10 protein-coding genes are annotated in these 12,053 nt (G+C 36.9%); 3 read left to right on the plus strand and 7 right to left on the minus strand.

What is annotated here, in order from left to right:
- From AC4AGG_RS12760 to AC4AGG_RS12770, 3 genes are all read right to left on the minus strand, one after another.
- Positions 1 to 305, minus strand: a 305-nt coding sequence (locus AC4AGG_RS12760; protein ID WP_489772393.1) for a hypothetical protein, incomplete at its 3' end; no start/stop codon positions are given.
- Between the two features lie 7 nt (positions 306 to 312).
- The gene (gene ruvB, locus AC4AGG_RS12765) at positions 313 to 1,335 is read right to left on the minus strand and encodes a Holliday junction branch migration DNA helicase RuvB (protein ID WP_489772394.1); all 1,023 of its coding nucleotides are present in this window, start codon (positions 1,333 to 1,335) and stop codon (positions 313 to 315) included.
- A 106-nt stretch (positions 1,336 to 1,441) separates the two neighbouring features.
- Entirely contained in the window at positions 1,442 to 2,101 is a 660-nt protein-coding gene (locus AC4AGG_RS12770) for a hypothetical protein (RefSeq protein WP_489772395.1), read from the minus strand.
- Positions 2,102 to 2,309: 208 nt separating this feature from the next.
- Here AC4AGG_RS12770 and AC4AGG_RS12775 point away from each other — a divergent pair, with 208 nt between their 5' ends.
- Both AC4AGG_RS12775 and hutI read left to right on the plus strand, forming a co-directional pair.
- Positions 2,310 to 2,660 (plus strand): bleomycin resistance protein, encoded by a 351-nt coding sequence (locus AC4AGG_RS12775; RefSeq protein WP_489772396.1) that lies wholly within the window; start codon positions 2,310 to 2,312, stop codon positions 2,658 to 2,660.
- Positions 2,661 to 2,696: 36 nt separating this feature from the next.
- Complete coding sequence (gene hutI, locus AC4AGG_RS12780; protein ID WP_489772397.1) at positions 2,697 to 3,941, plus strand: imidazolonepropionase; 1,245 nt, start codon at positions 2,697 to 2,699, stop codon at positions 3,939 to 3,941.
- Here hutI and AC4AGG_RS12785 read toward each other — a convergent pair.
- Positions 3,938 to 6,340 carry a T9SS type B sorting domain-containing protein gene (locus AC4AGG_RS12785; protein WP_489772398.1) on the minus strand — a complete coding sequence of 801 codons (2,403 nt, stop codon included), beginning with the start codon at positions 6,338 to 6,340 and terminating at the stop codon, positions 3,938 to 3,940. The two genes, hutI and AC4AGG_RS12785, sit on opposite strands and share 4 nt — an antisense overlap.
- 380 nt (positions 6,341 to 6,720) lie before the next feature.
- Positions 6,721 to 9,867, minus strand: coding sequence for a T9SS type B sorting domain-containing protein (locus tag AC4AGG_RS12790; protein WP_489772399.1), 3,147 nt, complete (start codon positions 9,865 to 9,867; stop codon positions 6,721 to 6,723).
- Between the two features lie 235 nt (positions 9,868 to 10,102).
- On the opposite strand from AC4AGG_RS12790, the gene AC4AGG_RS12795 reads away from it, so the two are divergent.
- Positions 10,103 to 11,395: an aldehyde dehydrogenase family protein gene (locus AC4AGG_RS12795; protein ID WP_489772400.1), complete on the plus strand. Its 1,293-nt coding sequence runs from the start codon at positions 10,103 to 10,105 to the stop codon at positions 11,393 to 11,395.
- Between the two features lie 5 nt (positions 11,396 to 11,400).
- Here AC4AGG_RS12795 and AC4AGG_RS12800 read toward each other — a convergent pair whose 3' ends face one another.
- Both AC4AGG_RS12800 and AC4AGG_RS12805 read right to left on the minus strand, forming a co-directional pair.
- Positions 11,401 to 11,649, minus strand: a complete 249-nt coding sequence (locus AC4AGG_RS12800; protein WP_489772401.1) for a hypothetical protein — start codon at positions 11,647 to 11,649, stop codon at positions 11,401 to 11,403.
- Positions 11,650 to 11,679: 30 nt separating this feature from the next.
- Positions 11,680 to 11,799, minus strand: a complete 120-nt coding sequence (locus tag AC4AGG_RS12805) for a helix-turn-helix transcriptional regulator (protein ID WP_489772402.1) — start codon at positions 11,797 to 11,799, stop codon at positions 11,680 to 11,682.
- Positions 11,800 to 12,053 lie beyond the last annotated feature (254 nt).

Genomic DNA, 12,053 nt, shown 5'->3' on the forward strand with positions numbered 1-12,053 from the left:
AAAGTATATAACATGATGTTATCAAACCCCAACTTTTCTGCATTCTCAAAATCTTTAACAGAACTGCTAAAATCTTTCTTCATATTGAAACACAAGCCACGTGCGAAATACGCCTCACTTTCATTTTGCTCTAACTCAATAGCCTTAGTTAAAAAGTCGATAGCGCCATCTAAATTCATATTGCCCATTTCTTTTTTGCCCAAATCAAAATAGTTTATTGAGTCTTGAGAATAAAAATTCGCAAAAGATAAAATCAAGAATAATAAAACAAATTTTTTCATGGCATCAAAGACAGAATTTTTCAACCTTCGATCAAAAAAGTTCGCCTAAATTTTTCGGTCTAGAAATACCAAGGTGTTGGTAAGCTTTTTCGGTCACCTCTCTTCCTCTTGGCGTACGGATAATAAAGCCTTCCTGAATAAGAAACGGTTCATACACTTCTTCTAATGTTTCAGGGTTTTCTGCAATGGATGTCGCAAGAGCCGAAATACCAACGGGTTTTCCTCGGAAGTTTTCGATCATGACACGCATAATTTTGTTATCCATTTCGTCCAACCCATATTCATCGACGTTCAATGAATTAAGGGCGTATTTTGTAATTTCGATTTCTATTTCACCATTTCCTTTAATTTCGGCAAAATCTCGAACTCTGCGCAAAAGAGCATTGGCAATTCTTGGTGTCCCACGACTTCTACGCGCTATTTCGAGGGCGGCATTTTCATAAATTTTAACACCTAAAACGCGGGCACTTCTTTCGATAATCATCCCAAGAAGTTCAACGGTATAATATTCTAATCGGCTTTGGATGCCAAATCTCGCCAACATAGGTTTGGTAAGCATTCCGCTTCGTGTGGTTGCGCCAACGAGCGTAAAAGGATTCAAACCAATTTGCACACTTCTCGCATTAGGGCCAGTCTCCAACATAATGTCGATTTTGTAATCTTCCATTGCTGAATACAGATATTCTTCCACAATGGGAGAAAGTCTGTGAATTTCGTCTATGAAAAGTACGTCATTTTCTTCCAAATTGGTCAGCAAACCAGCTAAACTTCCCGGTTTGTCTAAAACGGGCCCTGAAGTCACTTTGCAATTGACTCCCAATTCATTAGCAATTATATGAGATAGCGTAGTTTTTCCCAATCCCGGAGGTCCATGCAAAAGGACATGATCCAAAGCGCCACCTCTGTTTTTAGCGGCAGCAACAAAAACCTCCAAATTATCCAAAGTCTTACGTTGTCCAGCGAAATCACGGAAACTTTGCGGTCTAATTTGTTCTTCCTGCATTAATTCTTCGTCGGAGAAATTTTCTTTATCTGGATGGAGAAAATCGGGCATATATTATTTTGAATTATTTTCAAAGATAGTAAAATTAGGAAAAGGTTGACACGAAGACTAAGGTTGAGAATTTAAGTTTATATTGAAATTACGGAGATGTCGATTTTTACCTATATTCCTTCATTTCTAATGTAATATCATTAATGATAATTACATAATCAATCTCATCATAATCTTTAACCAGAACCTGCATATGATAATAGACGTACTTGGGATCATCACGGCTATGATCGACTCGTCTGGCAATGGCTTGTCTTGTATCATAAATATCAATCTTTTTTTTCTCAAGCAAAAATTTTTGGATATCGGCGAAACTATGTTTGAACTCTTTTTCGTAGTCAGTGATCTTTGTGACCCCTCCGTTTTCGTCGTACATATATGCTTTATTTATAGACTCAGATCGGAAAGTTGTAGACCATCTCATCAATTTTCCTTCATGATTATATTTTTTTCTAATTACAAAAGGGCTCCATTGTTTTGAAACTTCTTCTTGATAGACTCTTAATGAATATGGAGAATATCTTTCCGGTTTGCTTGTAGATTGCGTAATTTCTCTTCCATCTTTCAAAGTAAAGGTGTAATGACTCGGACTTCCTCCATCTTTTCCCTTGTTGAGATTAAATGTTTTAATATCAAATAAAGCACTGTCCGTAGCAGGTCGATCTTCTTGTACAGCCAGAGTATTGTTTGTGGCTTTTTCCACTGTCTTTACTTTGCAAGACAAGATGGCTAAACTACAAGAGATTAATAAGATTAAATTTTTCATAATGGGATTATTTTGGATCCCTTTTTATAGAGGTGATATTTGGATTTGCTATTTCCCATTATCTCTATGACTTACGGGTTTCTATTTTTAACAAACAATTTAATCAAATATAGAAATTTTGTTTGCTTTTTTTAAAGAATTTATAAGAAAGATTGCTTTAAGACTAATTCTAATTTGATTAAATTTACCCAATCTCAAATTCATCAAAATGCTTAGTCAGATCCACCCCAAATTACCCATGCGAAATAAGGAAATTACACGACAATTCTACTGTGGATTGTTGGGATTTGTGGAACTTGGAGATCCTAATTTTGCGCCTTATTTTATGTGTAGAAGGGATAATGTGGAGATTCATTTTTTTGAATTTAAAGATCTGGATCCATTGGGAAATTATGGTCAAATTTATATTAGAACCAATAATGCAGAGAATGTTTGCAGCGCAATTCAGTCTTTGGGTATTGCAACGACAAAAATTGAAATCAAGCCCTGGAAACAGAAAGAATTTTCTATCCTTGATCCAGACCATAATTTAATTACATTTGGAGAAACCTTAAACTAAACCTTCAACTCAGACTTAATTTTAATCTCAATCTTCATGAAACTTATTGGACCTTTTAAACAATTAATTACTTTAGACCATCTTCCTTTAAGAGGAAAAATCTCGGACGACCAACTTGAAGTTATCGAGAATGCGGGAATCTTAGTTAGTGAGAAAGGTTTGATTGAGGAGGTTGGGATTTTTGATGTGTTGGAGACCGAGTACAATCTTGATGAATCTCAAATTTTATATTTGAACGCGGAAAACTCACCATTTGTAGTTCTTCCAGCTTTTGTCGATTGTCATACTCATATTTGTTTTGGAGGGAATAGAGCGAATGATTTTGCGATGCGTAATGCCGGAAAGTCTTATCTTGAAATTGCCGAAAGTGGAGGCGGAATTTGGAGCAGTGTAATGCATACAAGGAATGCGTCTGAAGAAGAATTGTTAGTTTCGCTTTTGGAAAGGATTAACCGACAAATTCAACTTGGGATTACTACCATTGAAATAAAATCCGGATACGGATTAGACTTAGAGAACGAACTTAAGATGCTTCGTGTAATCAAAAAAGCGCAGGACTTAACTCCGGCAACTTTGGTTCCTACATGTTTGTCCGCGCATCTTAAGCCAAGAGATTTCGAAGGAAGTAACCAAGATTATTTGGAGTATATTTTAAATGAAATTTTACCAAAAGTAAAAGAAGAGAACTTGGCTCGTCGGGTAGATATTTTTATTGAAAAGTCAGCTTTTCAGCCTGAAGAAAGCCATGATTTTTTATCTAAATCTAAAAGTTTAGGTTTTGAGACAACCGTTCATGCAGATCAGTTTACACCGGGGAGTTCGCGGATCGCCGTGGATTTTGGTGCCTATTCTGCGGACCATTTGGAAGCGACTTTGGAGGAAGATATCGAGTACTTAGCTCAATCAGAAACTGTAGCCGTTGCTTTGCCTGGTGCGAGCTTAGGTTTGGGAGAGCCTTTTACTCCTGCAAGAAAAATTTTAGATGCAGGTGGGATTCTAGCGATTGCAAGTGATTGGAATCCAGGTTCTGCTCCTATGGGAAATCTCATTACGCAAGCAAGTGTCCTTGCAACTTATCAAAAACTCTCAACCGCTGAAGTTTTGGCAGGAATGACTCATCGTGCTGCAAAAGCATTGAATCTTCATGATAGAGGTGTCATCAAAAAAGGCATGAAAGCTGATCTGGTGGTTTATCAGACAGATAATTTCCAAAATATTCTTTACAACCAAGGGAGCTTAGCTGCAAAACATGTTTTTATTGATGGAGAATTGGTTTTTTAATCAATATTTTTTAGTAGAATCCAGCCAGTTAGGGTGATTGGTTTTTGATTGACTTGGTCAGTCCAATTTACAATATACCAATAAGAAGAGGTTGGAAGTTTTCTACCTTGGAATCTTCCATTCCATGTAGGTGTTTTCTTGGATGCTTTGTAAACTAACTTGTTATATCGGTCATAGATTTCAGCTGAAAATCCTTTGTGTTCAATAAGCGAACTGAAATCAATGATGTCATTATACCCATCATTATTTGGGGTGATTACATTGGCCATTTGGAAGGCATTATATTGTACCGAAGTATAACAAGTTTCGCCTCTAGCTCTTACATAAACGGTGACAATAGTATTATTCGGAACATTGGTAAAAACATTAGATGTTTGCCAACTTACCCCATCTAAGGAGTATTCTAAAGTTTGCCCAGTTGAAATAGATGCAAGGATGGTGAGATTTTTTTTGTCGTAAGTAATATCTTGAATTTTAGGCATTTCTTTAGCGCCAACCTGAACGGCGTACATCTGGGTACAGATGCCATTATCAATAAGAACTTGATAATTTCCGACGGTACTTGCAGTAATAGTTTGGGTAGTTTCTCCTGTACTCCATAAGTAAGAATAATTTGTACCACTTCCAGCATCTAAAGTTAAATATTCTCCTTCGCAGATTTTTCCACCGACTAGCGAAGAGGTAATTGCCGGAACCACAGTAATTGTTATACTTGTGGTGTTTGTTGAGTAACAACCGTTGGCGCCAATTCCAGTCACTGAATAAGTGGTTGTTGTAGTTGGAGAGACAGTATATGTACTTCCAATGCCTGCTACTCCTATCCAAGAATAGGTTTGCGCTCCAGAAGCTGTTAATGTAACAGATTCTCCTGCACAAATTTCATTTTTGTTCGCAACTAAGTTAACAATAGGGGGTGTCGTGTTCTCAACAACTGTAACGGAATCTTGGTCACCACAAGCAGTTGATACAGAGTTGGTGATGGTACAAGTATAGGTTCCCGGCGAACTGATTATTGGAGTTAAAGTATTAGCTCCAGAAGCAATAATTCCACCTCCTGACGCTGTCCAAAGGATAGTTGAACCAGCGGGAAATGTAGAAGCGGAAGCATTCAATGTAATTATAGGTGTGTTACAAGTAATTTGACCAGGTGTTGCAATATTGACTACTGCAGAAGGCTGCATGACCACATTCACGCTTTGTTGAAATTGGCATCCACCTGAAGTAGTAACCGTTACGGTATATGTTCCTCCAGTTGATACGGTGTTTGTCGCTCCAGAAGTTCCGTTTGACCAAGTGAATGTGTTTCCAGTGCCATTAGCAGTTGCTGTCAAAGTCGTGGAACCTCCTTCGCAAAAAGTGAGGTTTCCGCTGATTTGCAAATTGGGGTTAGTTCCTGATGTAAGAGTAACACTTGCAGGAGTGGAAGTGCAGCTTCCATTGGTGACAGTCAGCGTATAAGTGCCCGGTGTATTCACTGTAATACTTTGTGTTGTTTGTCCGGTTGACCAAAGATTTCCAGTCGCTGAATTCGATGTTAAAGTCACGCTGGAATTAGGACATATTGCCGTTGAAGATGCAGTTATGTTCGCGGTAATGGCACCGGTTGTAAAAACAAAGCTTCCAATTTTGGTGCAGCTACTAAGATTACTACCTGGATTATTAGGGTCTTGATAATGAATGGCGTAATAGTAAGTATTAGTAGGGTTAATGGTAATTGGTGAGGTAATTGGATTGGTACCTGCATTAGCGTCGTTGGCTGTTGAATAATAATTAACAATAAAATTAGAATTTCCGTTAACAATAGTCGGGGTTAAAGTATTAAAATTAAATGGATTAGTACACGTGCTTACTTGCGATGGAGAAGTCGGTGTTGGTCCAGATGTTCCCGGTTCATGAAATGGGTTTGGGGCAAGAGTTGGATTGTTAAAAGGTGAAACGAAAGTTGCAGTACCTCCCCAAACCAAATTAAACGTATATACGGTCGAAGACCAATTATCAATGTAGAAATAATAAGTTTCTCCTGCTAGAACATTCATGTACATGCAATAGGCATCGGTATTTCCAGCTCCTGAAGAGACGTTGGTATTAGTCATATTCATACCGGTTGGGACAAGGTATCCTGATGCATTACATCTAATTGGACTCCCAAGATTACTGCAAGTCGTGTTGGGTCCATAGATTCCCCAATCATAATCTACAGGTCCAGTAGGAGTTAAGTCGAATGTCAAAGTTCCGCTTGTCGCAATGGTAAATTTGTACCAAACTGAATGGTGTTCTCCTGATGTCAAACATCCTCCTAGAAACTCGTTGATATTTCCTATTCCAGCAGGAGTATAATTGATATCAGAATTTCCACATAAAGTAATTGCGGTGTTGCAATCTTCTTGTGTGTACGCCAAAGGAGATATTACAAAAAAAATGAGGAGAATTAATTTTTTATACATCACGGAAAAAAGTGTCTATTTTATTAATAACAAATTCAATTGAAAGAGATTAATCTGCAAACAATAATCATTAATTTTTTAAAACTTAAAGTTAGCAATTTTTTTTACTAGTCTATAATAGATTATTATTTTATCAAAGGCATTGATAAAAGAGGCCATTTTTGGATTCCTTTAAAGAAAGTTTGCTGGAATTATCCAATCGTAGCAGACAAGGTTTGTTAAAAAGGTTTTGAAGGGTTAATGAATGATTTTCTCTTGTGATAATTTTAAAAACACACCTTTCAACCAATGAAAACTGGCTGGAAAAATGTCAATCTAAGGAAGGAATTTAGCTTTTACTCTCTGTTTTTTAATAGAATCCAGCCCGTAATATTTACTGGTTTCTTGTTAGTGTCATCCGTCCATTTGATGATATACCAATATGAAGTTGAAGGAAGAGGTTGACTTAATAATTTACCGTTCCAAGTTGGATTTTGTTTGGTGGCCTTATAGATCAGCTTGTTATATCGGTCATATATTTCTGCAGAGAATCCTTTATAGTCGAGGAAGGGTCCAAAATCAATCTGGTCGTTGTGTCCATCACCATTTGGAGTTATTACATTCGTCATTTGGAAGGTGTTATAATCTGCTATCGAATAACATATTTCATTTCTCACACGTACTAGTGCGGTGATAATGATGTTGGCCGATACATTATTGAAGACATTGGAGTCTTGCCAAGTAATTCCATCATTAATTGAATACTGTAAAGAAGCACCAGTCGATATACTTGCAACGATTGTAAGTGTATTTTTGTCGAAGAAAATATTTTCTATTTTCGGTAATTCTTTGTAAGCAACCTGAGCTGAATAAGTTTCGGTACATACTCCATTGTCTATAGTAACTTGATAAGTTCCTAAGGTGTTGACATTAATGGTTTGAGTGGTAGCTCCAGTGCTCCAAAGATAGCTGTATGAAGGTCCGCTTCCTGCATTAAGAGTAAGATATTCACCTTCGCAAATTTCACCTCCAGTTAGCGTGGAAGTAATTGCCGGAACAACAGTAATAGTGATGTTGGCTGTGTTTGCCGCGGAACAACCATTTGATCCAACTCCCGTTACCGAATAGGTGGTGGTAGTTGTAGGAGAAACGGTCTGAGTGTTTCCTGTTCCAGTCAATCCTGTCCAAGTATAGGTTTGTGCTCCAGAAGCAGTGAGGTTTGTGCTTTCTCCAAGACAGATTGCAGTTGGATTAGCTACTAGGGTAATCGTTGGAGCAGTATTATTTTCTACAACAGTTACCGAAGCTGTATCTGTACAAGCATTTGTTGATGGGCTTGTAATAGTACAAGTATAGGTGCCTCCTTGATTAACAATAGGCGTGAGTGTATTTCCTCCTGACACAATATTTCCTCCTCCCGTTGAAGACCAAACAATGGTTGAACCTGTCGGAAAAACAGAACCTGATGCGTTGAGTGTAATCTGAGTGGTATTACAGGTTATTTGTGTAGGAATAGCGATATTGACTTCAACCGCTGGTTCCATTATTAATGTGACACTTTGTAGAAATTGACAGCCTTCAGGAGTTGTTACTGTAACAGTTTTTACGCCTCCTGTTGTGAAAGTGCTAGTTGCTCCATTAGTTCCATTGGACCATGCGAAAGTATTTCCAGTGCCTGCAGCAGTTGCTGTTAATGTAGTTGAATCCCCTTCACAAAAATTCAAGTTTCCTGAAATTTGGACATTAGGATTTGTTCCTGCGGTTAAAGTGATACTAATAGGAGTTGAAGTACAAGTAGCAGTCGCATTAGTTAAAGTATATGTACCGGCTGTGTTGACTGTGATACTTTGAGTTGTTTGGCCGTTAGACCAAGTATTTCCAGTTGGAAGACTAGATGTCAAAGTAACTGAGTTTCCAGGGCAAATTACCGTTGAAGTAGATGTTATCGTTGGCGTGGGAATGTTGTTGATAATTAATTGTAGCTGTGCTACTTTGGGGCAAATTCCATTAGTGACTAGGACATATACTGTAGCATTTCCTGAGTTAAATGATGAAGGATTGGCAATTGTATTGGTGTTCCCTGCATTGGCGTCAGCTAAAGTTTGATAATAACTAAAAGTTACTCCAGGACTTGTGCTAATTGAAGATTGAGCCGAAGTTAGGTTAAAGTTTGCCGTACTTGAATTGGTACAGATGCTCAATGAAGAATTCTGTACAGTTGGAACGCTACCTTGCACCACGGTTGCGGATTTTTGATACTGACATCCCGATGGAGTTGTTACTGTAACTGTATAAGTTCCTGCTGTAGAAACCGTAATCGACGCTCCATTGGCTCCGTTAGACCAAGTGTAGGTATTGCCGGTCCCCGTTGAAGTAGCTATCAAAGTTGTAGTTGCATTACTACATAAAGTCAGATTTCCAGAAATCTGAGCATTAGGGTCGGTATTGTTCGTAATCGTTACACTGGCAGGTTGACTGGTACAGACTCCGTTGCTTGTAATTAAAGTATAAGTTCCCGGTGTGTTAACGGTTATTGATTGTGTTGTAGCTCCATTTGACCATGTGTTTCCTGTGGTGGCTGCAGAGGTTAAAGTGACATTCCCATTGGGACATAACACCGTAGAACTTGCATTGATGGTTGCCACCATTGTTTGGTTTACAAAAATAAATGATCCTATTTCAGTGCAAGTGTTTAAGATATTATTCGGATTAGTAGGGTCCTGATAGTTAATTACATAATAATAAGTTGAATTAGGAGTAACGGTGGTTGGAAATGTGATAGGGTTAGTCCCTGAGTTAGCATTATTAGCGTTTGCGTAATAGCTCACCGTAAAGTTGGTATTTCCATTTAAGATTCCTGGAGTCAAAGTACTGAAATCAAACAATGCATTGTTAGAACAAATATTGATTTGATGAGGGTCTGTAGGATTTAGACCTGGATTTCCCGGCTCCATAAATGGGTTTGGAGCAATACTGGTATTGTTGAAAGGAGATACAAAAGTCGCAGTACCACCCCAATAAAGGTCAAAGGTATACACTGTTGTTGACCAATTGTCTAGATATAAATAATAGGTTTCTCCAGCAACAACACTCATATATCTACAGTAAGGATCTGTGTTTCCTCCTGTAGAAGTTACATTAGTGTTGGTCATATTCATTCCGGTCGATACAAGATAACCAGAAGCATTACATCTAATCGGTGATCCAAGATTGCCACATGTTTTATTGGGTCCATATATTGCCCAATCATAGTCGACAGGTCCTGTCGGTACCAAATCAAAAGTTAAAGTCCCACTTGTTGCAATGGTAAACTTATACCAAACTGAATGGTGTTCCCCAGTATCTAAACATCCTCCAAGATACTCATTTTGATTTCCAATGCCAACAGGCGTATAATTGACATTTGAATTTCCGCATAAAGTAATTGCAGTGTTGCAATCTTCCTGCGAATATGAGAGGTGAAATATTGTCAGAATTAAGACGAAGAATATTCTTTTTAACATCGTAAACCTATGTTTTATTTTAAATTTTATACGCCCAATTACTAAGAATAGGGTTGTTAAACTTGTAATTTTGGAAACCGAAAGGTAGTGATTTTTTGTATTTTAATTTTCGGTGACAAAGAAATGTTTTTGGGCTTTCATTTTTTATGTTAGATTTGTCAGTGTACCTTATGCAGATGATATGACAGAAGGTTTTGCGAGTGAAATGCTCGCTTTATAATATCAAAGATATATGATGGCAGAACTTATTTTAAATAAAATTGAAACTTCCCAAATTGCATTTATAGAATGGAAACAACAACAATTTGAAGTTAGGCAGGAGTTAATTTCTAAACTTTCCAAATTGCTGATAAATCAAAAAGAAGAACTTGCGAGAATAATTGTTACCGAAATGCATAAGCCTATTTCGCAGGCTATTTCAGAGATTGAGAAATGTGCATTGATGTGCGATTATTATGCAGGCATAGAAAATGTTTTGAAATCAGATAATTTATCAACGGAATTTCAAATAGCAGAAGTTCGGTATGAGCCCAAAGGAGTAATTTTAGGGGTAATGCCTTGGAATTTTCCGTTTTGGCAGGTTTTGCGTTTTGCAATTCCAACTATTCTTGCTGGGAACACCGTTTTATTGAAGCATGCATCCATTTGCTTCGGGAGTGGAAGTGCTATTGAAAAATTATTTTTGGAAGCTGGATTCCCGAGTGGAATTTTTCAAAATTTAGAGATTGGACATCAAGAGGTAGAATTGGTTTTAAAGAATTCCTACGTTCGAGGGGTTAGTCTTACAGGAAGCGAGTTAGCGGGTTCCAATGTGGCTTCTTCGGCTGGAAAATATATTAAAAAGTCATTATTGGAACTTGGAGGGAGTGATGCATTTATCGTTTTAGAAGATGCAGATTTGGAGTTAGCTGCAAAAAATGGGGCTTTAGCAAGACTTCAAAATTGTGGACAGACTTGTATCGCAGCAAAGCGTTTTATTATTCAGGAAGATGTTTATAACGATTTTGTTAAATATTTAATTGCTGAATTTCAAGAATATATACCCGGAAATTCTTTTAGTCTCGAAACAAAACTGTCAGGAATGGCGAGACCTGACCTTGCTGATGAATTAGAGAATCAGTATCTGCGAGCGATCGAAAATGGGGCAGAAATCATTTTGCCTTTAGTTAGAATTTCAGAAAACGAGTTTCAGCCAGGTTTAATACGAGTGAAAGCAGGAAATCCTATTTTGCAAGAGGAATTGTTTGGTCCGTTAGGGATGGTCATGAAGGGTAGTAGTGATAAGGAAATTCTTGATTTATCCAATGATATTCCTTTTGGTTTAGCCAATTCAGTTTGGACAAAAGATAAAAACAGACAAGCATTTTTTATAGAAAATCTCCAATCAGGCACTGTGAGTATCAATAAAATGACCTCTTCTGACCCAAGATTTCCTTTCGGAGGAATCAAGAATTCAGGTTATGGTACAGAGCTTTCTTTATTGGCTCTTAAAGAATTTGTAACAGTTAAAATGATTGTGGGAAATTAAAGAGTTTATTTTTGAGAATTATTATCAAATTTTGATAGAAATATTTGAATCATTTCTTTTTGCTCTTTGATGATAATATTTTTTTCGTTAATAATTTCATCTTTTTCAATGATACGTTTTTCGTATTGTTCAATTAATTTTTCAGATTCTTTGTTAATAATTTGAGCATTATCACCGTTTTGATTTTTTTGTTTAAAAGTAATTCCGCTTTCTTCAAACCAAGAAAGAACATCTGTTTCTAAAATTTTTTCCAAAGATGCAAGTTGTTGAAAAGTTGGGAAACCTTAGTCGCTTTCCCAGTTGGATATTGTTTTTTGTGAAGTATCAAGAGCAAGAGCTAACTCTTCTTGGCTCATTTTTTTAGTATCACGATATTGCTTTATTTTTTTACCTACCTTTATCATGAGAACAAATTTAGAAATAATTTACTAATATTTAGAATAAATAGTATTTATAACTTGGATGACTCACTATAATTTTGAAATGTTTAACAAATAAAAAAACTTTTTATTATGAAAAAAGTTATTTTAGGCTTCGCTTTAGCTTTATGCACTTTATCTTGTAATGAGAGAGGAGAAAGTATGACAGCATCTTCGACGGATTTTAAAGTTGAAAAGAATTCACAGAGTGACGCACAAAGAAGAAAGGGAGGATTATT

The organism is Chryseobacterium sp. CG10_8, from assembly GCF_058117085.1.

Coding starts and splice junctions, on each gene's coding strand:
- ruvB (WP_489772394.1), bottom strand. CDS start 1,335: ATGCCCGATTTTCTCCATCCAGATAAAGAAAATTTCTCCGACGAAGAA.
- AC4AGG_RS12770 (WP_489772395.1), bottom strand. CDS start 2,101: ATGAAAAATTTAATCTTATTAATCTCTTGTAGTTTAGCCATCTTGTCT.
- AC4AGG_RS12775 (WP_489772396.1), top strand. CDS start 2,310: ATGCTTAGTCAGATCCACCCCAAATTACCCATGCGAAATAAGGAAATT.
- hutI (WP_489772397.1), top strand. CDS start 2,697: ATGAAACTTATTGGACCTTTTAAACAATTAATTACTTTAGACCATCTT.
- AC4AGG_RS12790 (WP_489772399.1), bottom strand. CDS start 9,867: ATGTTAAAAAGAATATTCTTCGTCTTAATTCTGACAATATTTCACCTC.
- AC4AGG_RS12795 (WP_489772400.1), top strand. CDS start 10,103: ATGGCAGAACTTATTTTAAATAAAATTGAAACTTCCCAAATTGCATTT.
- AC4AGG_RS12805 (WP_489772402.1), bottom strand. CDS start 11,799: ATGATAAAGGTAGGTAAAAAAATAAAGCAATATCGTGATACTAAAAAA.